19 protein-coding genes are annotated in these 23,765 nt (G+C 50.6%); 6 read left to right on the top strand and 13 right to left on the bottom strand.

Annotated features, from left to right (window positions below):
• Positions 1-87 precede the first annotated feature (87 nt).
• Positions 88-570 (bottom strand): L,D-transpeptidase, encoded by a 483-nt coding sequence (locus tag KDK13_RS11490; RefSeq protein WP_257285113.1) that lies wholly within the window; start codon positions 568-570, stop codon positions 88-90.
• Positions 571-605: 35 nt separating this feature from the next.
• The gene (locus KDK13_RS11485) at positions 606-1,235 is read right to left on the bottom strand and encodes a TetR/AcrR family transcriptional regulator (protein WP_257285112.1); all 630 of its coding nucleotides are present in this window, start codon (positions 1,233-1,235) and stop codon (positions 606-608) included.
• A gap of 146 nt (positions 1,236-1,381) precedes the next feature.
• Here KDK13_RS11485 and lexA point away from each other — a divergent pair, with 146 nt between their 5' ends.
• Positions 1,382-1,978 (top strand): transcriptional repressor LexA, encoded by a 597-nt coding sequence (gene lexA, locus KDK13_RS11480; RefSeq protein WP_257285111.1) that lies wholly within the window; start codon positions 1,382-1,384, stop codon positions 1,976-1,978.
• A gap of 36 nt (positions 1,979-2,014) precedes the next feature.
• Here the strand turns inward: lexA and KDK13_RS11475 are convergent, their stop codons facing one another.
• The 6 genes from KDK13_RS11475 to fadB all read right to left on the bottom strand — a co-directional run bounded on the left by KDK13_RS11475 (position 2,015) and on the right by fadB (position 12,739).
• The gene (locus tag KDK13_RS11475) at positions 2,015-2,257 is read right to left on the bottom strand and encodes a hypothetical protein (protein ID WP_257285110.1); all 243 of its coding nucleotides are present in this window, start codon (positions 2,255-2,257) and stop codon (positions 2,015-2,017) included.
• A 125-nt stretch (positions 2,258-2,382) separates the two neighbouring features.
• A complete protein-coding gene (locus KDK13_RS11470) occupies positions 2,383-2,859 on the bottom strand; it encodes a DUF6586 family protein (RefSeq protein ID WP_257285109.1) in 477 nt (158 codons plus the stop codon).
• Between the two features lie 99 nt (positions 2,860-2,958).
• Positions 2,959-5,601 (bottom strand): type I DNA topoisomerase, encoded by a 2,643-nt coding sequence (topA, locus tag KDK13_RS11465; RefSeq protein ID WP_257285108.1) that lies wholly within the window; start codon positions 5,599-5,601, stop codon positions 2,959-2,961.
• Between the two features lie 566 nt (positions 5,602-6,167).
• On the bottom strand, positions 6,168-8,669 hold the full coding sequence (locus KDK13_RS11460; RefSeq protein ID WP_257285107.1) for a hypothetical protein: 2,502 nt from the start codon (positions 8,667-8,669) through the stop codon (positions 6,168-6,170).
• Between the two features lie 678 nt (positions 8,670-9,347).
• Positions 9,348-10,520 (bottom strand): acetyl-CoA C-acyltransferase FadA, encoded by a 1,173-nt coding sequence (gene fadA / locus KDK13_RS11455; RefSeq protein WP_257285105.1) that lies wholly within the window; start codon positions 10,518-10,520, stop codon positions 9,348-9,350.
• Between the two features lie 71 nt (positions 10,521-10,591).
• Positions 10,592-12,739 carry a fatty acid oxidation complex subunit alpha FadB gene (fadB, locus tag KDK13_RS11450; RefSeq protein WP_257285104.1) on the bottom strand — a complete coding sequence of 716 codons (2,148 nt, stop codon included), beginning with the start codon at positions 12,737-12,739 and terminating at the stop codon, positions 10,592-10,594.
• Positions 12,740-13,234: 495 nt separating this feature from the next.
• On the opposite strand from fadB, the gene KDK13_RS11445 reads away from it, so the two are divergent.
• Positions 13,235-13,678, top strand: a complete 444-nt coding sequence (locus KDK13_RS11445) for a universal stress protein (RefSeq protein WP_257285103.1) — start codon at positions 13,235-13,237, stop codon at positions 13,676-13,678.
• 85 nt (positions 13,679-13,763) lie between these two features.
• On the opposite strand, the gene KDK13_RS11440 is transcribed toward KDK13_RS11445, so the two are convergent.
• The 5 genes from KDK13_RS11440 to KDK13_RS11420 all read right to left on the bottom strand — a co-directional run bounded on the left by KDK13_RS11440 (position 13,764) and on the right by KDK13_RS11420 (position 19,189).
• Positions 13,764-15,665 (bottom strand): ATP-binding cassette domain-containing protein, encoded by a 1,902-nt coding sequence (locus tag KDK13_RS11440; protein ID WP_257285102.1) that lies wholly within the window; start codon positions 15,663-15,665, stop codon positions 13,764-13,766.
• Between the two features lie 119 nt (positions 15,666-15,784).
• On the bottom strand, positions 15,785-17,026 hold the full coding sequence (locus KDK13_RS11435) for an MFS transporter (protein ID WP_257285101.1): 1,242 nt from the start codon (positions 17,024-17,026) through the stop codon (positions 15,785-15,787).
• Between the two features lie 252 nt (positions 17,027-17,278).
• On the bottom strand, positions 17,279-17,728 hold the full coding sequence (gene sixA, locus KDK13_RS11430) for a phosphohistidine phosphatase SixA (protein WP_257285100.1): 450 nt from the start codon (positions 17,726-17,728) through the stop codon (positions 17,279-17,281).
• A 3-nt stretch (positions 17,729-17,731) separates the two neighbouring features.
• On the bottom strand, positions 17,732-18,058 hold the full coding sequence (locus KDK13_RS11425) for a DUF4389 domain-containing protein (protein ID WP_257285099.1): 327 nt from the start codon (positions 18,056-18,058) through the stop codon (positions 17,732-17,734).
• 78 nt (positions 18,059-18,136) lie between these two features.
• Complete coding sequence (locus tag KDK13_RS11420) at positions 18,137-19,189, bottom strand: NAD(P)H-dependent glycerol-3-phosphate dehydrogenase (protein WP_257285098.1); 1,053 nt, start codon at positions 19,187-19,189, stop codon at positions 18,137-18,139.
• Positions 19,190-19,792: 603 nt separating this feature from the next.
• Here KDK13_RS11420 and fabA point away from each other — a divergent pair.
• From fabA to KDK13_RS11400, 4 genes are all read left to right on the top strand, one after another.
• On the top strand, positions 19,793-20,383 hold the full coding sequence (gene fabA, locus KDK13_RS11415) for a 3-hydroxyacyl-[acyl-carrier-protein] dehydratase FabA (protein ID WP_257285097.1): 591 nt from the start codon (positions 19,793-19,795) through the stop codon (positions 20,381-20,383).
• A 93-nt stretch (positions 20,384-20,476) separates the two neighbouring features.
• Complete coding sequence (fabB, locus tag KDK13_RS11410; RefSeq protein WP_257285096.1) at positions 20,477-21,694, top strand: beta-ketoacyl-ACP synthase I; 1,218 nt, start codon at positions 20,477-20,479, stop codon at positions 21,692-21,694.
• A 125-nt stretch (positions 21,695-21,819) separates the two neighbouring features.
• On the top strand, positions 21,820-22,533 hold the full coding sequence (locus KDK13_RS11405; RefSeq protein WP_257285095.1) for a hypothetical protein: 714 nt from the start codon (positions 21,820-21,822) through the stop codon (positions 22,531-22,533).
• A gap of 242 nt (positions 22,534-22,775) precedes the next feature.
• A partial coding sequence (locus KDK13_RS11400; protein ID WP_257285094.1) for an L-serine ammonia-lyase occupies positions 22,776-23,765 on the top strand: 990 nt, incomplete at its 3' end.

The following is a 23,765-nucleotide window of genomic DNA, read 5'->3' as shown; positions in this document are numbered from 1 at the left end:
AAATGCCCATGGCGCGTGGAAATATTTTGCGCCACCCTCAGGGATGAAAAATGGTTAAGCGAAATATTTTTCACGGCAAAAGATGTATCAGCCAGGCTGTATATCGATCCTGGTCCCCGTATCTACACGGTCAAACAGATCAATAATATCTTCCCCATGCATTCGGATACAGCCCCGTGAACCCGGCTCTCCCATCACTGCAGTATCAGGTGAGCCATGGATGTATATGAAGCGGCGCATGGTATCAACATTTCCAAGCCGGTTATATCCGGGCTCCAGACCACTGAGCCATAAAATTCTGGTTAATATCCAGTCCTTTCTTTCAGGGCACTGCTTCAAGAGCTCAGGTGAATAAATCTCACCGGTAAAGCGACGTCCGACAAATACTGAATTAATCGGCAGACCTGCGCCAATTTTCGCCCGGATAACATGACGCCCAAGAGGTGTTTGCCAGCTCCCTTCCTGCTGACCGGTTCCTCTGCTCGCAGTAGAAATCGAATAAACACGGCGCTTGCTGCCTTTCTCGTGAAGCACCATCTCTTGACTGGCAATATGAACAGTAAGATACATGGGTAAATCAAGCTCTCTTATCGTAAAATGATTCGTCAGCTGTGTGCCCTGAGGCCTGCAGCCATGAAAGGAACCATCTTCCTCATGATATCTTCCAGTTCACCCTTGACCCCATAATCGTTTTCCGCAATAGCCCTTAGCGCATCAGCGCCTGAAAGGGTAAAAACAGCAGAACCCAGGATAAAATAAACTCTCCAGAACAGGTCACTCATTGGCAAATCAGGACACGCTTTCACCAACAGCTGAAGGTAGGCCTGGAAAACTTCCCCATAGACTTCCCGTAAATACTTCTTCAGGTGGCCCTGCCCCTGTGTGTATGCCAACCCGATCATCCTCATACAAACTGAGAGATCTTCAGGACTGCGGGGCTTAACCGCCATAATCTGATCAACCAGCAAATGAAGTAATTCTTCCAGGTCAACGGCATCATTATTATCCTGATACCGCACAAGTGCCCTGGAAAGATTGCTGACAAAAGGGTCTAGAAAACGGGAAAAGACAGCCTGGATAAGGGACTTTTTGGAGCCAAAGTGATAATTGACAGCGGCCAGGTTAACACCCGCTTGACTGGTGATTGAACGCAGCGAGGTCTCTGCGAACCCATGCTCAGCAAATAACTTCTCTGCAGCGTCCAGGATCCTGTCTACTGTCGCTGACTGTGACATGCCGGTAAAACCTCCAATGTAAACATTTGTTTAAAACTAACGTTTGCCAACGGAAACATCAAGTTTGATTAATAAGATATAGGTAGTTGCAACCCATTAAATACTGTATATAATCACATATACTGTATAAAAACACAGATCAAATCATGTATAAATTAACCAAGCGTCAAACTGAGATTCTTGAACTGATCAAGTCTCATATAGAAGAGACCGGCTTCCCTCCCACCCGTGCAGAAATCGCACAGACATTCGGTTTCCGGTCCCCCAATGCGGCAGAAGAACATCTCAGGGCCCTTGCCCGCAAGGGAGCCATTGAGATCACCCCCGGAACCTCAAGAGGTATTCGTGTCCCTGGCACGGAATACTCTGGTCTGCCTATTGTAGGGCAGGTTGCTGCAGGAAGCCCCATTCTTGCCCAGGAACATATTGAAGACCACCTGTCCATCAACCCTGCTTTCTTTTCCCCCAAAGCAGATTTCATGCTTCGGGTAAAAGGGATGAGCATGAAGGATATCGGCATTCTTGACGGGGATCTTCTGGCTGTTCATAAAACATCAACGGCAGCCAATGGCCAGATTGTCGTTGCCAGAATTGAAGATGAAGTGACCGTCAAACGCTTTGAACAAGTGAAGAACAAAGTTTACCTTCACCCGGAAAACAAGGAATTCAAGACAATCGAAGTAGACCTCAGCGTTGATACATTTGCTATCGAAGGACTGAGTGTGGGGGTTATCAGGAACTAGCACCTTTACCGTTACTAAAAACTGGTTGAATGACCATTAATGAATAACCCTGTTTTCAGGGATATACTCGCCAGCGTCAGCTTCTGTTTTACGCCCTACTTCAGCTATGCAGGTATCCAGCATAGCCCTGGCAACCTCCAGTTGATCTCCCTGGAGAAAGTCAAGCAGCTCCTGGGAGAATGACATGGTAACCAGAGGCTCAGCGTTCTCCTCATCACTGCGACGCAAAACAATTTCGCCGGAAGGTAATTCAACAATTTCTAGAAATGACGCTGACATAAATAGTAACACCGGAATGGTTAGCGATGGAGCATTGTGCATTAGCCCGCAGCGGCTTTCAAGACATCAGCCGTTCCTGATAACTGGGTATTACCGGAAATAAACAAACCGCAAACTTCAGGAGCCTACCATTCAAGACTGAAGTTCCGACTATAAGTTACAAGCTCCTTCAGTGACTCAAGTACAGAAAGGAATCCTTCTGACTGATCAAACCGAACACTGTTTGCATTGAAAAGAGGAATTGCATTCCGATCAACACTTTTACGCTGTATCGGCATGGAGCAGTCCTGATGGCTTTTTAACAACGCCGACAACCAGGAATCCTGTTGTTCGAGACGATCAATGTACTGTAACTCAGTGGACACCTCTCCCTTGTGATGAACACTGTTCATTGCCTCATCAAGGGACGGTAGTTGATTTACCGGCAAACGGTAATTCGTCATAATTTCAGCAAGTAACGACCGATAAGCCTGAACCATTGCATTCAGGCAGGCCTCCCGGAATGCTGGTTTGGCAAGATCATCTGCTGCCTCCCAGGCATCCAGCAACAATCGGGAGTGAAAGAGCATTTTATTGGTAAATCCCTGCCAATTGTTTGTCATAGCCAACTCCATCAATCTGCCGGGCCAAATGATAATAAACAGCCATAGAACAACAGGGCTTGATAGCCCTGTCTTATGAACCAGGAGTTTGAGGTAAATCTAACTGGACTGGCGCTTTTTGGCCTGCTTTTCATGCCAGCGACCATCATCAAATACCGCGCTCCAACCCGTTGCCTTACCATCGAACTCGGACATAACGTATTGCTGCTTGGTCTTGCGGCTGTATCGAATAATTGCGGGGTTCCCATCAGGATCCTGTCGGGGGGCATCCATCAGATAACCATACTTAGGGTCAATCATTGCCTGGTGCGGCAATAGTTCCGCAACCAGGGGAGCACGGGTCTCTCTGTTCTTGGGAAATTGACTGGCCGCAAGGAACAATCCGGAAGCACCGTCCCTGAGCACATAATGGTCATCAACTTTGACGCACTTTAGCTCAGGCATGGGCACCGGCTCCATTTTGGGTGGAGCTGGCTCACCACTTTTCAGCAACTTTCTGGTGTTCTTGCATTCACTGTTGGTACAACCAAAATACTTGCCGAAGCGGCCGGTTTTCAACTGCATTTCACTGCCGCACTTATCACAGTCAAGTACGGGACCATCATAACCTTTTAATTTGTAACTCCCCTTCTCCACCTCAAAGCCGGAACAATCAGGGTTATTGCCACAGACGTGTAACTTTCTCTGCTCATCAATCAGGTAGCTTTCCATCGCGGTAGAGCACTTGGGACAACGACGCATGGCACGCAGGGCGTTAACCTCGGCGTATTCATCATCGGCGTCTTCCACCTCTTCACCGGGAACCAGGTTAATCGTCGTTTTACAGCGTTCCTTCGGTGGCAGTGAATAACCGGAACACCCGAGAAATACCCCGGTCGATGCCGTGCGAATCATCATGGGTCGATGGCAAGTAGGACACTCTATATCGGTCAGGGAGGGTTCATTTGCACGCATCCCTCCGTCACTCTGTTCAGCCTGGGTTAACTGAAGGGTAAAGTCGCTATAAAAATCATCCAGTACCTGCTTCCAGTTTTTTTCACCTTCAGCAATATCATCGAGTTTCTCTTCCATTCTTGCCGTGAAGTGAAAGTCCATAAGCTCATTAAACGACTCATTCAGACGATCAGTGACAATGTCACCCATTTTTTCCGCATAAAAGCGGCGATTCTTCACTGAAACGTAACCACGGTCCTGAATGGTGGAAATAATCGACGCATAGGTTGATGGCCGACCAATACCCTGTTTTTCCAACTCCTTGACCAGTGCCGCCTCGCTGAAACGGGCCGGTGGGCGGGTGAACAGCTGTTTGGGGTCCAGTTTTTCCAAGGTCAGGGCTACCCCTTTTTGCAGATCCGGCAGAATCACATCCTCACCTTTTCTGGCCAGAGGCTTTTGCACCCGGGTATAACCATCAAACTTCAGTGTCCGTCCCCTGGCTTTGAGTTGATAGCCGTTAACGTCGACGACCAGGGACGTACTGAGATACTCGGCAGGTGTCATCTGACAGGCAACGAACTGACGCCAGATCAAGTCATACAGACGCTCTGCATCCCGCTCCATTCCAGACAGGCCATCGGGCTTTAACGTAACACTGGATGGTCGAATCGCTTCGTGAGCTTCCTGGGCACCTTGCTTGCTGCTGTACAGATTTGGCTGTTCCGGACAGTATCGATCACCGTACTGTCTGGCAATAAAGGACCGGGCACTGGCAACAGCATCCTGACTCAGATTGGTGGAGTCGGTTCGCATATAGGTGATGTAACCCGCTTCATACAGGCGTTGGGCCAGCATCATGGTTTTCTTGACACTGAAACCAAGGCGCGTACTTGCCGACTGCTGCAGTGTTGATGTGATAAACGGTGCCGAAGGCTTGCTCTGGGTTGGCTTGTCTTCACGGCTGGTCAGGGCGTATTGCCCCTGCTGTAACTGAGCCAGGACCTTATCCGTCTCTGCCTTACTGGTAGGCCTGAAATTTGCCCCGCTCTCTTTAACGACCTGAAAACGGACCGCATCACTCCCGGTGGCCAGGAGATCCGCATAGACTTCCCAGTACTCTTCAGGAATAAAGCTGCGAATTTCCCGCTCACGCTCAACCACCAGCTTGACAGCAACGGATTGAACACGCCCTGCAGAGAGCCCGCGGGCAATTTTTGCCCAAAGCAGCGGGGAAACCATATAACCAACCACACGATCAAGAAACCGGCGGGCCTGCTGAGCGTCAACCCGATCCTGATTTAACTGCCCGGGGGATTCAAACGCCGACTGAATGGCTTTTTTGGTAATTTCGTTAAAGACAACCCGACGATATCGGTCCGGGCTGCCACCGATGGCCTGTTGCAAATGCCAGGCAATGGCTTCCCCTTCACGATCCAAATCCGTTGCCAGATAGATGGTATCAGCGCTTTCGGCCAGACGGGTCAGCTCGTCAACGACTTTTTCCTTTCCGGGCAAAATCTGGTAATGCGCTTCCCAGCCATTATCAGGATCGATACCCATTCGCTCGATCAACTGCCCACGGGCCTTGACTTGCTTGCGGCGCTCACGTTCTTCCGGTGAAAGCTTTTTGGACTCAGCAGCAGCCCTGGCCCTGGCCTTGGCATCCACCGTTTTTTTCGGCCCACCCGCTGTTGGCAAATCCCGAATGTGACCCACACTGGATTTGACAACAAAGTCTTTGCCCAAATATTTGTTGATCGTTTTCGCCTTGGCAGGCGACTCCACAATAACTAGCGATTTACCCATGCTGCCTTACACGTCCTGTCATCTGTTCCAATGTTCTGGCTGGTCAGATCTGCGAGCAGATAAATCGCCCATCATACTCAATAATCAGACCTGCTGAAATAGCGCTCAATCGCCAGAACAAGAAAAGCCGGGATAGAAATTGCTTCAATATATAAGGCGAAGTCAATAATCGGTCAAGGAAAACCATCAACCTCTTTCCGGTAAAGGAGCGGGTTATTTTCCTGTATCATCCCGCGCAGAGCCTTATTTCTTGCACTTTATAGCCATTATCCGACTCAAATATTCATGGTTATCAGTAACGGCTGAAAACCTTAAACGCTTAACACGGTTTTACCTGATAACTCAACCATAACCATTCAAAGCCTACTTTCCGTTTGCAAACTTATGGGACAAGGCAGGCCCCTGCCCGGTCATTTTCGATTGGTCATAAATAGCTACGCAGAAATAACCCGCTGACTCAAACTCATTGAATTGAGCTGATCTACCCTACAACAGTTCACATTCTGCGGGGATTGCCAATATCACCATATTCCTACTCACCAACATCTTCCTATATGCCAGTATCTTCATAGGGAGGTTTTCTGGAGCGTTGTGTCCCGGCAGGCTCCTCTCTTCCATCTTGCCTGAAGGCTTCTATCCATCGGTTGATCACCCGTTTCCTGCTCATGGCCCACAGCATTGAAGTTCACAAACTCCTGCGGGTCACTGGCAGCGGCGGGGGATAATCTGCGATAACAATGACGGTAAACGCACACCCCCGCCACACCTGTCAACACAGCAGCCCCCAGGGTAAAACCGGCTATTACACCAGCACTCAGGGAAGGCGCCAGTGATGCCGCAGTAGTGGGCAGTGCCAAAAAGGTCCCCGGCAGACCAGTAAAGTTCATGGTGGCGTTCGACGTTGTCGTCATCGGTGCTGGCGTGACCGGTACTACTGTTGGTGGCGTTGGAATGGAAGTTGGGGGGGGTGCAGAAGTTGTAATTACCTCTGGTGTTGTGATTTCTTCAGGCGGTATGGTTTGGCCAGACGTTGTGATTTGTCTGGCAGTGGTTGAGATGGTTTCCGGGACAACAGGACAGGACTCAAACCCGGTGACAGCGTCACTTGTTAATGCCCATGAATAACAGTCACCAGGCTGGCAATTTGGCTTCACCAGGCGGGAGTCAATATCTTCACAGAAATGATCCGGCAAGTAACGGCAATCCCTGGTGCTGTCTGGTTGCAGTCCACCGTTAACGCGGACATCACATAAAATGGCGTTAAGCCCTCCCCCGATATTATTCACAAAACGGGTCTGACTACTTTCGACTGTGCTTTTTATCGCCCTAGTGTTGACAACATTGCCAAATCCCTGCCCAATGCCGATACCGGCATAACTGGAAACACCGGGGGTTTTAACCTTGCTGTTGAATGACCTGGTGTTAGCAACGGTGCCATCGGTTCCATGATGATGAATTTGCCCCGCCCCGATACCAGCAAAACTGGAATTACCGGAGCTTCCCACTGTGCAGTTTACCGCTATGGTGTTGGCAGCAGCCCCAAACCCCACCCCGATACCGGCTTTACCCCCATTTCCGGAGTTTTCCACCGTGCAGTTTATCGCTGTGGTGTCGGCAGCGATACCGTACCCCACCCCGATGCCGGCATTACCCTTAAAACCGGAGTTTTCCACCTTGCAGTTCATTGCCAGGGTGTTGTCAGCGCTACCGTACCCCCCCCCGATACCGGCATTACCCTCTTCACCAGAGGCTTTTACCGTGCAGTTTATTGCTGTGGTGTCGGCAGCGTTGGTCCCTCTCCCTCCCCCGATACCGGCATTAGCGTAGGAACCAGAGCTTTCCACCGTGCAGTTCAATGCTTTGGTGCCGGTAACGGTCCCTCCTATCCCCGCCCCGATACCGGCATTACCGTAAGAACCCGAGCTTTCTACCGTGCAGTGCGTTGCACTGGTGTCGACAACGCTTCCCTCATAAACACGCCCCGCCCCAATAGCGGCATTACCACCGTAGGACGTTTTCACCGTGCAGTGCGTTGCACTGGTGTCGACAACGCTTCCATGCTCAACATACCCCGCCCCGATACCGGCATTACTGGAGGCTATCACCTCGCAGTTTACTGCAGTGGTGCCGTTAACCGTTCCGGGAGACACATATCCCGCGCCAATACCGGAATACGCATGTGAACCGGAAGTTTGCACTTTGCAGTTTACTGCGGTCGTATTGCTAACAGTTCCTTTCTTAATTTCACCCACGACAATACCAGCGCTTGCATAAACACCCCTGGTATCAACGGAAGAACTTTCAACGTGAATATTGCTGATCACGGCGTCGCCTGACATTTTACATGCGACTACCCCGGTCGAAGCTTGTTCACGACTTGTCCATATTTTGGCATCTGTAAAGCGCAGGCGATCAACATCACCCTCCAGATTTTTCACCAGGCAGCGGTCGAGACCATAAATGGTACGACCCTTACCATCGTACTTGCCGGTAAATGGATTGTCTTTACTGCCGATGGAGCGGCGCAAGCGGCCACCATCGACATCGGCAGTCTGAAAGTAATTACCATTCGGTGGCAAGTTCGGGTCATGGCCAATCTTGCCCAGGGTTTTGGCATCAGGTACGTCAATCCACCGTTCGGTTTTACTACCAGATGCGGGCGCAGCACCCGCAGCGGTCAGGCCGGACAGGACGCCAAGTGCCAAGGCGGCTTTCGGTAGCGGGCCAGTCCGGGCGGAAGCGGTGGCCGGTGGGCTGGTCTGTTGTGGTGTCTCTTGTTTCTTGCCTTTGTCATGGGTTGGAGTGCCGTCCACCTTGCTGTCTGCCCGGCTCTGCCTTGGTGCCGAAGCGGTAGTCGACCCCGATCCACCAAAAAGATCCCTGAGCCGGGTTGCCGCAGAAAGGGTGATAAAGCCCTCCAGCAGCGTGCTGATCTCCGCTGGCAGTACAGTATAAGGCGCTACCAGCCGCGCCCCCAGTTCAACGCCCTGGAAAAAACTACTGTCCAACCCATTGGCGCTGCCAAATGTGAAGGCCGGACCTTCATCCGGTTGTGCGGACGACTGCATCCCGGGTGGGACATAGCCAGGATGCCACGACTGCAAAAATGGGATCAAACCGTCCCAAAAAGCGACCTTCAACCCTGACCATACACCCCATTCCCCCTCTGGCTGAACCGGTACGGAGGCCGAGGCAGTGGCTGCGCCTGTTGACTGAACGGCAGGTTGGGATATCAACGTTATTCCCTCGCAAAAAATAAAGGCAAGGGTAGACAAGCCTCAGGCAGTGAAAGGAACCGTTTGAATTATTCCCAGCGGGCTATGCGCAAAAATCTTATATAACAGGAAAAGGCCGGGAATATAGCTACGTTCTATTTATTCCGTGCCCGGGAACTTTTCAGTTTATTAATTGCCTTTACTCAGATCCTTTTTTCTCAATGAATACCTGTCGGTTGAACCATAAAGTGAAAACGTATAGCCAGATATACCTTGCGTTGTAGGTGTTGCCACATAAGCTGATAACGCACTGTTGAAACATAAAATGAAAATTTGTGAAGCTAAGGTTATCACTGACTGCCTGTCCGGCAGAGCTGGTCGTGATGTACTGCCCTATGCTGACTCACATTTACTCAACTGCCTATCCGGCAGATTTTCATCTTTTGCGTCCACGTTTTCAGCTTATGTGGCAAATTTACAGCTTATAATTCAATCGACAACACTTGTATCTACATCACGACCAGGCGACGATCAAACCCTTTCAAAAATAGTAGTGATACCCTGACCAAGGCCAATACACATCGTTGCCAGCCCCAGAGTGCCACCATTTTGTTTCATAACATTCAGCAGCGTTCCGGAAATTCGGGCACCTGAACAGCCAAAGGGATGGCCGAGAGCAATGGCCCCACCATTGAGATTGACCTTTTCCTCCATCTTATCCAGCAATTTTAGGTCTTTCAGGACGGGCAGTGCCTGGGCAGCAAACGCCTCATTCAGCTCTACATGGTCAATATCATCAATGGTCAGCCCTATGCGCTTGAGCGCTTTCTTACTGCTGGGAACCGGTCCATAACCCATAATGGAAGGATCAACACCGGCAACCGCCATGGCCCTGACGACGGCCATTGGCTGCACACCAAGATCTTTTGCTCTTTGGGCAGACATAACGATCATACAGGAAGCACCATCGGTAATCTGTGAAGACGTTCCAGCCGTCACGGTGCCCTTGGGGTTAAATGCAGGCTTAAGCTGTGACAGTGCTTCCACTGTTGTTTCCGGGCGGATGGTTTCATCCCGGGTGAAAAGGGCAAGGTTTCCGTCGGCATCATGCCCCTGCATCGGGATAATTTCATCGTTGAAATGACCCGCTTCGGTGGCAGCCCAGGCCCGGTGGTGGGAACGGGCGCCGAATTCATCCTGTGCCTTACGACTGATGCCGTGCATGGTGCCCAGCATTTCTGCGGTCAGCCCCATCATACCGGCGGCCTTGGCGCCGTATTTGGACAGCCTCGGGTTCGGATCAACACCGTGCATCATGCCCACATGCCCCATATGCTCAACACCGCCGACCACAAAAACATCACCGTTATTGGTCTGAATGGCCTGTACAGCTGTGTGCAGGGCACTCATGGATGATCCGCACAGGCGGCTGACCGTCTGGGCACCGGATGTATGAGGAATGGGTGTCATCAGCGACGCCATTCGGGCAACGTTCCAACCCTGCTCCAGGGTCTGGTTTACACACCCCCAGATAACATCCTCTACCTCAGCGGGGTTCACTTCAGGGTTTCGGTCAAGTACGCCGGTAATCAACTCGGCAGACAGGGTGTCAGCACGGACATTACGATACATGCCACCCTTGGAGCGCCCCATCGGGGTACGCCCGAAGTCTACGATTACCGCATCTCTTGGATTCAGGCTCATGATATTCTCTCTTTTATAGTCCCTGAAAATGGTTCAATAACTTAAGACTCACGTGTTTACCCGGAGAGTCATCAACCGTAGAAGGTCGTGCCTTCACGAGCCATTTCCCGAAGTTTGTCAGTCGGAGCATACAGTGGGCTGATATGAGCGTACTTGTCGGCAAGCTCAACAAACTCCGCCACGCCCAGACTGTCAATATACTTCAGGGCACCACCACGGAAGAGAGGAAAGCCAATACCCATAATCAGTGCCATATCCGCTTCAGCGACAGAGTCAACAATACCATCTTCCAGCGTACGAACGGTTTCCATACACAGTGGCAACATCATACGGGCGATAATTTCCTCATCATCAAAGGATTTACGCTCAGCACAAACCTCACTTAACAAGCCATAAACGGACTCATCAACCACCTTCTTCGGCTTGCCTTTTTTATCCTGCTCGTACTGATAGAAACCGGCACCGTTTTTCTGACCAAAGCGCTTGTGCTCATATAACACTTCAAGGGCGGTTTTGAAGTCGCGCTGCATGCGATCCGGGTAACCATTAATCATCACGCCCTGGCCATGAACACCGGTATCAATACCTACTACATCCATAAGATAGGCAGGACCCATGGGCCAGCCAAAGCGCTCCATGACCTTATCCACCTGCTGAAAATCGGCACCATCCCGCAGCAAGGCAGCAAAACCACCAAAGTATGGGAACAGGACACGATTCACCATGAACCCGGGGCAGTCATTAACCACCACTGGTGTTTTGCCCATCTTCCGGGCATATTCAACCACCGTCGCTACGGTGGCATCGCTGGTCTTCTCACCACGGATAACTTCAACCAACGGCATGGCATGAACCGGGTTGAAGAAGTGCATACCACAGAACTGTTCCGGACGTTGCAGGTCGCTGGCCAGTTCGGTAATCGAAATCGTAGAGGTATTGGAGGTCAGAACAGCTTTCTCGGAAACCTGGCTCTCTACCTCGGCCAGAACGGCTTTCTTGACCTTTGGATTTTCAACAACGGCTTCAACAACAACATCGACGCCTTCGAAATCACCGTAGGACAGCGTAGGCACAATTTTATTCAGTACGCTGCCCATCTTGCTGACATCCATCCGCCCCCGGGAAACCCGTTTGGAGAGCAGCTTGGTTGCTTCGGCAAGACCAAGGTCCAAACCGTCCTGATTGATGTCTTTCATCAGGATGGGCGTGCCTTTCAAGGCGGACTGATAGGCAATACCACCGCCCATAATGCCAGCTCCCAGCACAGCCGCCATGTTGGTTTCAGCGGCAATGCTGGCAGAAGCCCTGGCTTTTTTCTTAAGCTGCTGATCATTCAGGAACAGCCCAACCAGGGCATTACATACCGGAGACTTGGCCAGTTTAATAAACCCTTTCGCTTCAACTTCAAGAGCCTTGTCACGCTCCATGAAAGCGTGCTTCTGAATCGTCTTGACTGACGCTATTGGCGCCAGCATATGGGGTCCTGCCTGCTGTTTTACGACGGCAGACGTGGTTTCAAACACCATCATTGATTCAACCGGCGGCAATTTCAGCTTACCTTTTTTCTCCTGTTTCCTGGCCTGATAATCCAGTTCCCCGTTCAGGCAGCGACGTACCAGTGCTACCGCGGAATCTTTCAGTTTCTCAGGTGCGACCACAGCATCAACTGCCCCTGCTTTCAGCGCTGCATCAGGGCGATACTCTTTGCCACTGGCAATCCACTCCACTGCATTATCCGCACCGATCAGCCTTGGCAGCCTGACAGTTCCACCCCAGCCGGGATAGATGCCCAGCTTGACTTCCGGCAAGCCAACCTTGGCTTCTGTGGAAAGAACCCGGTAATCGGCACAGAGGCAGATCTCAAAACCACCGCCCAGGGCAATGCCATTCACAGCCGCCACTGTTGGCATATCAAGATCTTCAAAACCGGAAAACACTTTATTCACCATCATCAATCCGGCCAATAGCGTCTCATCATCCTGCTTGAAGGTCTGGGTAAATTCATTGATATCAGCACCAACGATAAATACATCCTTGCCACTGGTGAGAATAAGCCCTTTGATATTTTTATCAGAACGGATGGTATCCAGCGCTGCCTCAAGATCCTCAATAGCCGAGTGGCTGAACTTATTGACACTCTCGCCATCGAGATTGAACTGCAGTTCGGCGATACCATCTTCCACAGGCAAAACCCTGAACGCCTTCCCCTGGTAGATCATGAACTTCTCCTTTCGGATTGAAGATAGACAGGCTCCCAGTGTTACATGAACTATGGCAGCTATCTGATTATTATTGCTTTACTTCCTGACTTTACCCTGGCAGTTACCAAGTGCTTCCCAGCAAATTCATACGATTGTTTGAATTTAGTGCCTACCTTCTGTGAAAAGCTGTTTAAAGTCAAGTCAGAAAGATCATGAAGATGCCACCTGTTTCCATGCTTACACATAGCCGCACAAAAGAGTTCAACGTAAAACTAACAACTTGCTAACCTGGGTCATTGTTTCTGGAAAATTACCGGACAGAAATCAAATAAAACCATGAATAAAACCAGAATAGGCCTTACACTGGAAATGCAATGACTTGAGAAGAGTTCATGCACACCATGCCTTCAATTCACGTTATTGAGGATCAAAAGGAATCGCGACAGCGGTCTGGCCAGCTACTTATTACCGGGCAGATCACTTTTTGCATCTATTGAAGAAGGAAGACAGCTTATGAGCCTCTACAAGCATATTCTGGTTGCAATCGATTTGTCCGACGAAGCCGACGAGGTGCTTGAGAAAGCTAAATCCATTGCCGAAGAAAACCAGGCCCGACTGACAATGGTTCATGTTGTCGAACCACTCAGCGTTGCTTATGGCAGTGATATTCCTCTTGACCTGACCACCCTGCAGGATGAAATCACTGAACAGGCAAGAGAGCGAATCGCCCGACTGGCGGATTCAATCCAGTTGAAGAAAGGTGAACAACATGTGGTCTACGGGCGACCCGAACGGGAAGTTCATCGAATTGCAGAAGAGTCAGACGTTGACCTGATTGTGGTTGGCAGCCACGGACGACACGGACTGGCACTGATTCTGGGTTCCACTTCAACCAGCATCCTGCATGGCGCCAATTGCGATGTACTGGCAGTAAGGGTCGGCAAAAACAACAGCTAATCATTTTTAAAGAAGAGCCACCGTCGGCTGTGTGGCTCTTCCGGGAGGCTGTAACAGTCTATTCTCGGTCAGCCTCCGGGAATACCTACATATTCTCCAACTCTTCCCACCGTTCCATTTTCTGCTCTATCAACTCATTCAGCTCAGTCAGCCTGTTCAGAACAGCCTGAACTTCCGACTGATCCCCCTGATAAAAACTCGACTCAGCAGTTTGCGCTTCAAGCTGACCAAGCGCTTCTTCAAGCGTCTCGATCTCACCCGGTAAAGCATCCAGCTCGCGCTGCAGTTTGTAACTGAGTTTCTTTTTTACAGGCTTGCTGGCGACGTCAGCTTGACCTGATGACGCTTTAGCCTTTTCCTCTTTTTTTACCACCTGAGCTTCTGCCACCAGGCTTGAAATTGAACCGCCCTGGTGCAACCAGTCGTCAAATCCACCAACATACTCACTGATACGACCGCCTGGTTCAAACACCAAAGTACTTGATACCACATTGTCCAGAAAGGTCCGGTCGTGGCTGACCAGTAGAATGGTGCCAGTGAATTCCACCAATAATGATTCCAGAAGCTCCAGTGTCTCAACATCCAGATCGTTGGTGGGTTCGTCCATCACCAGCAGGTTGGCAGGCTTACTGAACAATCGCGCAAGTAATAGCCGGTTTCTCTCCCCACCCGAAAGCGCCTTGACCGGAACACGACAACGACCGGGAGGAAACAGAAAGTCTCCCAGGTAGCCAATCACGTGCCGGCTTGAACCATTGATGGTGATGCTCTCGCGCCCTTCAGCCACGTTATCTATGACTGTTTTTTCAAGGTCCAGCTGATTGCGCAGCTGGTCAAAGTAAGCCACCTCAAGCCTGGTCCCCATTTTGACAGACCCTGATTCCGGCTGGAGATTACCCAGAAGAATGCTTAATAGCGTGGACTTCCCTGCCCCGTTGGCGCCAATCAGGCCAATCTTGTCACCACGCATAAGCCGAAGATTGAAGTCTTTGATGACAGTATGTTGATCAAACGACTGAGAAATATTTTTGGCTTCCAGCACCAGTTTGCCTGACGCTTCACCCTGCTCCAGCCCAAAGCTGGCATTGCCCTGCACCTCACGGCGCTGACGGCGTTCCTCCCTGAGTTTTTTAAGGTCGCGAACCCGCCCTTCGTTACGGGTTCGGCGAGCTTTAATCCCCTGACGAATCCACACCTCTTCCTGGGCCAGCTTTTTATCGAACAGGGCATTTTGCTCAGCCTCTACCTCAAGAGCATGAGCCTTGCGCTCAAGGAAGGTTTTATAGTCACATTCCCAGCTGGTCAGCTGCCCGCGATCCAGTTCAATAATGCGGGTCGCCAGGGACTGAAGGAATGAACGGTCGTGGGTAATAAAGAGCAGAGCCCCGGAGAAATCTTTCAGCTGTTTCTCAAGCCAGTCAATGGCAATAATATCAAGATGGTTCGTAGGCTCATCCAGCAACAGCAGATCGGGTTCGCCCACCAGCGCCCTGGCCAGTTCCACCCGCCGACGCCAGCCACCGGAAAGCGCTTTCATCTGTTTTTCAGCTGGCAGCCCCAGCTTCTGAATAACCGTATCCACCTTCTGGCTGAGGCTCCAGCCATCCACGGACTCCAGCTGCTGCTGGACTTTCTCCAGTGCTTTCATATCAGCGTCAGTGCTGATATTCATGGACAAGGTATGGTAACGACTGATCAGTTCACCGACAGCCTCAAGGCCTGAGGCAACAACCTCATAGACTTTCTTTTCATCCTGGTCAGGAAGATCCTGATTCAACACCCCTACCTTCAGACCAGGCTTGCGCCAGAGGGTGCCATCATCAGGCAGGATACTGCCAGACACCAGCTTCATCAAGGTAGACTTACCTGCGCCATTACGGCCCAATAAGCAGACCCTCTCACCTTTTCGAATCTGAAACTCAGTATGATCCAGCAGAGGCTGGTCGCCATAAGCCAGGCTGACCTTTTCGAATCTAAGTAACGGCATTATCCATCCAAGCGGTGAAGCCCTTTGCCAGCTGTCCGCAGCAGCAAAGGTTAATCAACTTAACGTGTTGAATAAAAACGAGCTAGAATAGCGCCAACCACCCGCAATGGGTAGCGGTATCACTGTTTTTTCAGGTAAATCGCTGAAACCAGCGCGATCAACTGGCAAATTAACAAAGGCACAAAGGCCAGCTGGTAATCCTCTATGGACAGGGCGCTTAAGCCATCATGCCCAACACCTTCCAGGATAAAACCAATCGTCAGCTGCATGACCGGACCTGCCAGCAACATGGAGCCATTGGTGATAGCCAGCAGGATGCCAACCCGTTCTGCCGGACTGATACTTTTCACCACAGAGAATGCCAGCATGTAGCCAACACTGCTGATCCCTGCCATAAAACAGATCATGGCCATGACCGTCATGGAACATGGGCAGAAGATCATCAGACTGAACAAAACAGGCGATGTGACAGCGCAAACCACCATCACCTTGCGCATGGATCCTACCATACAGGCCAGCCAGCCCAACAGAGGCGCACCAATAGCAGCACCGACAAAAATCAACGCAACCATATCAGCAACCGCTTCCTGCTCTCCGGGAAAACGCTGATAGAAGAAAGGAATCCCCCATAAACCAGCAAAGCTGGTAATTACGGCAAAAAGGCCAAAACCATACAAACAGCCAAGGATTAAGGAGGCCCGATCAAATGGCGGCTTTTCGCTCACGTCAGTCTCAGAACCACCGGCACAGGGCACGTCATGCAATCTGGCATCACTCACAGATACGGGCGGAGTGCTTTTAACAAAAAGGGCAATCATGCTGGCAAGTACAGCACCAAAAATAGCGGCGGCCTGCATTGCCCCCTGCCATCCGTAAGCTTCCATCAGATTCGGCAATATCAGCGGGCCAAGCCCGCCACCGGCCAAACCAAATGATTCAATGGCACCGGCAAGGGTTGGGAAATACCGTTCTGGAAACCAGCGACTGGCCAGATTCATGCACACCACAATCACCGGGGAAGTCATCACGCCCATAACCGCCCGGGATGCACTGGCTGACATCAGGGTTTCAGAAATACTGAACCAGTAACAGGCAACAGCCATCACTACACAGCAGACCACCAGTAATAGTCGGGCATTGCAGCGATCCGCCAGATAACCTCCCGGCACCTGAAAAAGCAGGTAAAAACAGAGAAAACTGCTCGTTACCCAGCCAATATCTGCCACATCAAGATCGAAGGCGGACATCAACTGGGGAACCATTACGGAAGGTGCTCCCTGAAGCAGAAATTGATAAGAGCAGAATAACGCTGCTATGGAGCAGATAATAATGCCTCTGAGGCTTATTGAACTTGTCGCCACCGTAATTACTCCCTGACTATCCCTACACCCTTTCCCTGTATGAAGTGCCAGCAACATGGGTCTGAGCAGGATTAGATTAGATGACAAATAATAAGTTCATTAAAAAATCAACAGAGCAACCATGAATTTGAAGCTATCAACCATACATAGCTTAGACAGGCAGACTAAACACCTGAAAACAGGAGAAAAATAATATTTCCCACAATCAGGGAGAATGCGCTGAAAGTGAACGACGAAAGTAAACGAATGCTCTTAAGACTCAGGCAAAATGCGTTCAATCACTCTGCCCATTCCGGGAGCAAGCATATCAACCTCCAGAACCAGGGCCATTCCCGTTGGGAAGGAAGGGCCAATCTTAGGGGTTCCGTCGCATAGTAAACCGGTAAGATAGCTGACAATGGGCATATGACTGGCTAATAGCACTACACCGGAATCCGGGAGCGCATCGAGCACTTTTGCCGGATTACCCTCCGGTTTCAACTCATCCAGCGTTTCAACAGTTAGCCCAAACGCCTCTGCCACGATACGGGCCGTTTGCTGAGCCCGAAGATACGGGCTGGCAAAAACACAATCTACCCGCTGGCCAGCCAATAAAGCCACGGTATCACTGACTTCACGGACACCCTGCCCGGTGAGGCTCCTTTCCATTTCCGAAGGGGCAGACCATGATGCCTGACCATGGCGCATAATGATGAGTTTCATGATTTAATCATCATCCGATCCGTTCCGCTCTCTTTCAGCTCTTTTTCCAGCTCTTTTTTCACATTGGGCAGAAACGGGCCAGTCCGAGAAAGGATAGGGTTTAACATCAGAGTTGTAGGTCAGAAATCCGGCAATCTGGAAGATGTACCGATTAACACCGGCACTGAATTTCAACAGACGGTCATTGGGTTCGCTCATGATGAACCCGTGAACAACCTGAACGATAGCTATCAGCATCACCAGAAACGCAGCAAGATAAGCCACAACACCGAAAACCACCATAAAGACCAGCCTCAACCAACGAGACTCCGATTTAAAATTGTTAACCATCTGCTCATCCATTACGATTCTCTCTATATTGTCTTAAGCCGGTATTCTCTGGAGAAAAGTTATTTTGACAACGTCCAGCTATTGTCGGGACATAAACTCCACATCGGTTTTCTGCTCCCGGAGCATCATTCCCTTAACCAGTGCGCCAATGGCATTGCCCTCAAAAATAATGCTGTACAAACCATCCACCAGGGGCATATAGACCCCCAGCTCATCAGCCTTTTGCTTTACCTGTTTAAGGGTATTCACCCCTTCCGCGACCTGGCCCAGTCGCGACTCTGCCTCATCGAGAGAACAGCCCTCTCCCAGGGCATAACCCAGTCGGAAATTCCGGCTCAGGTCAGAAGTGCAGGTAGCGACCAGATCGCCCACGCCGGCCAACCCCAGAAATGTCATCGGGTTTGCGCCGAGAGTGACCGCAAAGCGACTCATTTCCGCAAGACTCCGGGTAATCAGCATACTTTGGGTATTCTCTCCCATGCCCAATGCCGCACCCATGCCAGAGACTATGGCATAAATATTCTTTAAAGCACCTGCCAGCTCCACACCATAAACATCCGTATTGGAATAAACCCTGAAATAATCACAGTGCAAGACCGACTGTACAATCTGGCAAAGGTCTTCATCATCACTGGCAATCACTGTTGCTGTCAAAGCCTTGGCAACGATCTCACGAGCCAGGTTAGGTCCACTCAGGACACCGATACGGGCAATTTCAAGCTCTTCCAGCAGAATCTGACTCATCAGGTCAAAGGTAACAGGCTCAATACCTTTCGTTGTACTGATCACTATCTTGCCACAAAGCTGGCCATTGGTATTTCGGACCACCTCCCTGAAAGACTTGCTGGGAATCGCGATAAAAACGATATCGGCATCAGCAACGACGGCCGACAGGTCAGTGCTGGCACTAACGGAGGGATGAATCCTGAACTCGGGAAGATACCGGGCATTTACATGGTCATCATTAATACTTCTGACCTGCTCTGGATCTCTCATCCAGAGCTTCACCCTGTGGCCATTGGTGGCGGAGATATCAGCCAGGGCCGTGCCAAAACTGCCACCGCCCAGAACAGCAATTGTATATTCATTGGCACCGCCATTTTCTGCGGTACCATATGGCCTGTCTGTCATATAGTTAATCCCGGTTTACACGCTAAAAGCCGCTTCAGAATGTCTGAAGCCCAGCTTTACAGGAAAGCTGTATTTAATCACACTAGTAGATACGGTTGCACAGTAGAGATCTACCAGAAACCGATTTTTTTCAAATCACAAATGCCCAGGATGAAAAATGGTCACGCAAAATATTTTTCACGGCAAAAGTCATCTGCAATATTGTACGAAAGTACAAAGCTAGCAAACCATTCCTGACTGTATTACCTTTACTTTCCATGTGTCTACATCTGCCTTCGCTGGTTCTCTGGCATCTGCCAGGTATCAGCTGCTCTGGTAATAAAAAGCTACGAAACTTATCATTGGCCACTGTTTCAGCGGTCCAGTGTTGTCTTTTTGTTACAAAGAGCCCAACAGTACTATGACAGATAAAAAGCAATGGTATAGTTCATCTCCGGAACGATAGTAATGCATTTTGCAAGACTGTTAGGATTAAGCGGGGTCATTGGCCCTTGATGTAAATGCCGTATCGGCAGGGAAGTTCCGATCAGAGTATCGACTCCCGGGTGTCATCACTGGCCTGATGCCATGCAGGTGCAGGACCTTCCAGGAACCAACAAACTAATGAAGCAACCATTTAAATCTGGTCTTAGACAAGAAGCCGTTAGCCAGCAAGAAGCCGTTAGCAAACAGGAAGCCGTTAGCAAACAAGAAACCTTCAGCAAAGAAGATTTGTTGCGCTGTTCACAGGGCGAACTCTTTGGTGCCGGTAATGCCCAGCTGCCAGCACCCAATATGTTGATGCTTGATCGCATCGTTCGCATTTCTGAACAAGGCGGCGCCTACGGCAAAGGCGAGATCATCGCTGAACTGGATATCAATCCAGACCTCTGGTTCTTCTCCTGCCACTTTCCGGGAGACCCGGTTATGCCGGGCTGCCTCGGACTTGACGCCATGTGGCAGCTGGTCGGCTTCTACCTTGGCTGGATGGGCAACCCCGGTCGCGGGCGTGCACTTGGCAGTGGCGATGTAAAATTTACCGGCCAGATTCTTCCCACTAACAAAAAAGTAACATACCGTATTGATATTAAACGTATCATCGCGCGCAAACTGGTGCTGGGCATTGCTGATGGATCAGTCAGTGTTGATGGTCGGGAAATTTACACAGCGGAAGGGCTTCGGGTAGGTCTTTTCCAGAACACTGACGCTTTCTGATCTCCCTGCTCCCTCTTACCAGCTGGACGAGGGGGGTGGCTGGGGTGACTCTGGTTTTTTTCTGACTTAAACAGGCTATTCAGGTTAACATCAATGAAACGTGTTGTAGTTACAGGGATTGGAATCACATCCTGCCTGGGCATCACCCAGGATGAGGTAGCCGAGAGCCTTAAACTTGGGCGCTCCGGTATTCGCTTCAACGAAAGCTACAAGGAGCATGGTTTTCGCAGCCAGGTATCCGGTACAGTAGACATCGATTTTGAACAGTTTATTGACCGAAAGACCCTGCGCTTCATGGGCAACGCCGCTGCCTATGCCTATATAGCCATGAAGCAGGCCATTGAAGATGCTGGCCTGACTGAAGATCAGGTTTCCAATCCGCGTACCGGACTGATTGCGGCTTCTGGCGGGGCCTCATCAGAAAATATTGTCGACTCTGCGGACATCATGAGAGAAAAAGGTGTCAAGCGCGTCGGCCCCTACCGGGTTACCCGCACCATGGGCAGTACCGTGTCAGCCTGCCTTGCCACCCCTTTTAAAATCAAGGGCGTTAACTACTCAATTACCTCGGCCTGCGCAACCAGTGCGCACTGTATTGGCAATGCCATTGAACAGATCCAGCTGGGTAAGCAGGACATCGTCTTTGCCGGTGGTGGTGAAGAAGAACACTGGACGCAAACCGGTCTGTTTGATGCCATGGGCGCACTGAGCACCAGGTACAATGAAACACCTCAGCAGGCTTCCCGTGCCTATGATGCTGACCGGGACGGGTTCGTTATCGCTGGCGGCGGTGGCATGATCGTGGTGGAAGAGCTTGAACATGCCAAAGCCCGTGGTGCCAGGATTTATGCTGAAATCACCGGCTATGGTGCCACTTCCGATGGCTATGACATGGTAGCGCCTTCCGGTGAAGGTGCTGCACGCTGTATGCGCATGGCCATGGAAACCATTAAAGCGCCGATTGATTACATCAACACTCATGGAACCAGCACCCCGGTAGGTGATGTGGCCGAGTTGAAAGCGCTTATTGATGTATTTGGTGACCAGATGCCATTAATCAGCTCCACCAAATCACTGTCTGGACACTCTCTGGGTGCGGCTGGCGTTCAGGAAGCCATATACTGTCTGCTGATGATGAAGCACAACTTCATCACCGCTTCTGCCAATGTTCAGAATCTGGATGAAGTGGCTAAAAACCTGCCAATCCTGACCGGTGAAGCCCGCGAACAAACCCTGAACCGGGTTATGTCCAACAGCTTTGGCTTTGGTGGTACTAACGCCTGCCTGGTATTCGAACGCTACCAGGGATAACAGCCATTCGTGGGTAAACAAGTTGGCCTGAGAGCCGACTTGTTTATTATTACCGCCCCTCCACAGTAGTTCCGAAAATACACAGCAATGTCTACCCCCTGATCCTGGTGCTTTTTGGTACCTCTGTGTATCTGATTCCCCAGTGGAACACCGGCCAGTTTGAAGCGACTGTTTCTGCGGGTGACTTTCTGAAAACTGTTTTCCTGACCATCCCGGTGCTGGTATTTGCCTTCAACCACTCTCCAGCCATCTCTTCCTTTGCTTCGAGCTATCGAAAGGAACTGGGGGATAATGCGGAACATCAGACCAGCAAGACACTGATGCGCACCACCATGATGCTGGTGGGCTTTACCATGTTCTTTGTGTACAGCTGCGTTCTTACCCTGTCTCCGGCGGAGCTGCTTGAGGCCAAGGCTGCCAACCTGCCGATCCTGTCCATTTTTGCCGAGCGCACTGATAACCAGATCTTTGCCTGGCTCGCTCAGGTGGTGGCAATCGTTGCCATCTCTTCATCCTTTTTCGGGCACTACATGGGCACCCGTGAAGGCCTGCGGGGCATGATCGTCAATCGTGCCAGGGCACAGGGCAAACAGGTCAATATGAAAGCCATCGATAAGGGGATTATTGCCTTTATCACCCTGTCAGTCTGGGCGGTTGCTTATGCCAATGTCAGCGTTATGGGCATGATCGAATCACTGGTTGCCCCGATCCTGGCGATGATTCTATTCATCCTGCCGGTATTCGCCACCCATAAAGTACCAGCAATGGCCAAGTACCGCTCAAAAGCCAACATCTTCACCATTGTGATGGGCTTGATTGCGATTACCGGCTTCAGTTGATCTGATCTCCTGCCGGGGCGACAAGCCCCGGAACCGCCACAATCACTGTGCGGAAAACCGGGAGAGTGAATAGCTCTCCCGCAATACCAGTCCTGAACAAATAACGGCACAATAGGTCGAGAACAGGACAGCAACTTTTCAGGTAACAATGCCTCAAACAGCCATGCACCAGGAAACAGCATGCTGCCAGGCATCAGAAATCGGCCGCTTTCTTTAACCTTTTTATAGAGCCAGCAAACACTATGCTCAGTATTTTTGATATTTTCAAAACGGGCATTGGCCCATCCAGTTCACATACAGTGGGCCCAATGTGGGCAGGACACCGCTTTCTGAACGAGCTTGAAGAGAAAGGTATTCTGTCCAGTATCTCGACTATTCGTGTTGGTCTTTATGGCTCATTGGCGCTGACGGGCGTAGGCCATGGCACCGATAAAGCCACCCTGCTTGGCCTGGCCGGTTATCGGCCGGACACTATTGATCCCGATGAAGCTGACCAGATTTTTACACATATCAAAACCAATAAAGTACTCAAGCTGGCCGGTAAACACGCCATTGCCTTTGATTACGATACACACCTGATTTTCCATAACGGAGAGACGCTGCCTGAGCACCCCAATGGCATGCGTATTTTCGCTTCCGATAAAAATGGCGTGGTGATTTATTACAAATCCTATCTCTCCATTGGCGGCGGTTTTGTGATCAGTGCCGATGAGTTCAATCAGCCAGAGTCAGCCAACAGCGCGGAAAATTCAGGTCAGATACCTTACCCTTTCAAAACCGCCGCAGAGCTTCTTGATCTGTGCCATAAGCACAACCTGACCATTGCCCAGTTGACCATTGAGAATGAGGTTGCCCGACATAATGGTGATGAAGACCTGGTCAATGACAAGATTGATGCCATTTGGACAGTGATGCACGCCTGCGTCGAACGGGGCCTGCGTATGGAAGGTACCCTTCCGGTCAGTGGCCTGAAGCGCCGGGCCGCTAATATGCATAAAAATCTGACCAGCAACCCTGAAGCCATGCTGATGGATCACTTTGCCATCATGGACTGGGTAACCCTGTTTGCCATGGCCGTTAACGAAGAAAATGCCTGCGGGGGCCGCGTGGTTACGGCACCGACCAACGGTGCTGCTGGCGTCATCCCGGCGACACTGGCCTATTACACCCGCTTTATCTCCCGAAATAACCAGCAGGGAATTCGTGATTTTATTGCCACAGCTGCCGCCATT

It is taken from the genome of Endozoicomonas sp. SESOKO1 (assembly GCF_024606265.1).
In the GTDB taxonomy this organism is placed as follows: Bacteria; Pseudomonadota; Gammaproteobacteria; order Pseudomonadales; family Endozoicomonadaceae; genus Endozoicomonas.
This window is presented reverse-complemented; position numbering and strand designations above follow the sequence as displayed.

What these genes read in the sequence shown, in the direction of transcription:
- lexA (WP_257285111.1), top strand. Translation starts at nt 1,382, where the DNA reads ATGTATAAATTAACCAAGCGTCAAACTGAGATTCTTGAACTGATCAAG.
- KDK13_RS11425 (WP_257285099.1), bottom strand. Translation starts at nt 18,058, where the DNA reads ATGGTTAACAATTTTAAATCGGAGTCTCGTTGGTTGAGGCTGGTCTTT.
- KDK13_RS11490 (WP_257285113.1), bottom strand. Translation starts at nt 570, where the DNA reads ATGTATCTTACTGTTCATATTGCCAGTCAAGAGATGGTGCTTCACGAG.
- KDK13_RS11420 (WP_257285098.1), bottom strand. Translation starts at nt 19,189, where the DNA reads ATGACAGACAGGCCATATGGTACCGCAGAAAATGGCGGTGCCAATGAA.
- fadA (WP_257285105.1), bottom strand. Translation starts at nt 10,520, where the DNA reads ATGAGCCTGAATCCAAGAGATGCGGTAATCGTAGACTTCGGGCGTACC.
- KDK13_RS11475 (WP_257285110.1), bottom strand. Translation starts at nt 2,257, where the DNA reads ATGTCAGCGTCATTTCTAGAAATTGTTGAATTACCTTCCGGCGAAATT.
- KDK13_RS11445 (WP_257285103.1), top strand. Translation starts at nt 13,235, where the DNA reads ATGAGCCTCTACAAGCATATTCTGGTTGCAATCGATTTGTCCGACGAA.
- fadB (WP_257285104.1), bottom strand. Translation starts at nt 12,739, where the DNA reads ATGATCTACCAGGGGAAGGCGTTCAGGGTTTTGCCTGTGGAAGATGGT.
- fabB (WP_257285096.1), top strand. Translation starts at nt 20,477, where the DNA reads ATGAAACGTGTTGTAGTTACAGGGATTGGAATCACATCCTGCCTGGGC.
- KDK13_RS11470 (WP_257285109.1), bottom strand. Translation starts at nt 2,859, where the DNA reads ATGACAAACAATTGGCAGGGATTTACCAATAAAATGCTCTTTCACTCC.
- KDK13_RS11460 (WP_257285107.1), bottom strand. Translation starts at nt 8,669, where the DNA reads ATGCAGTCGTCCGCACAACCGGATGAAGGTCCGGCCTTCACATTTGGC.
- KDK13_RS11485 (WP_257285112.1), bottom strand. Translation starts at nt 1,235, where the DNA reads ATGTCACAGTCAGCGACAGTAGACAGGATCCTGGACGCTGCAGAGAAG.
- topA (WP_257285108.1), bottom strand. Translation starts at nt 5,601, where the DNA reads ATGGGTAAATCGCTAGTTATTGTGGAGTCGCCTGCCAAGGCGAAAACG.
- KDK13_RS11440 (WP_257285102.1), bottom strand. Translation starts at nt 15,665, where the DNA reads ATGCCGTTACTTAGATTCGAAAAGGTCAGCCTGGCTTATGGCGACCAG.
- sixA (WP_257285100.1), bottom strand. Translation starts at nt 17,728, where the DNA reads ATGAAACTCATCATTATGCGCCATGGTCAGGCATCATGGTCTGCCCCT.
- fabA (WP_257285097.1), top strand. Translation starts at nt 19,793, where the DNA reads ATGAAGCAACCATTTAAATCTGGTCTTAGACAAGAAGCCGTTAGCCAG.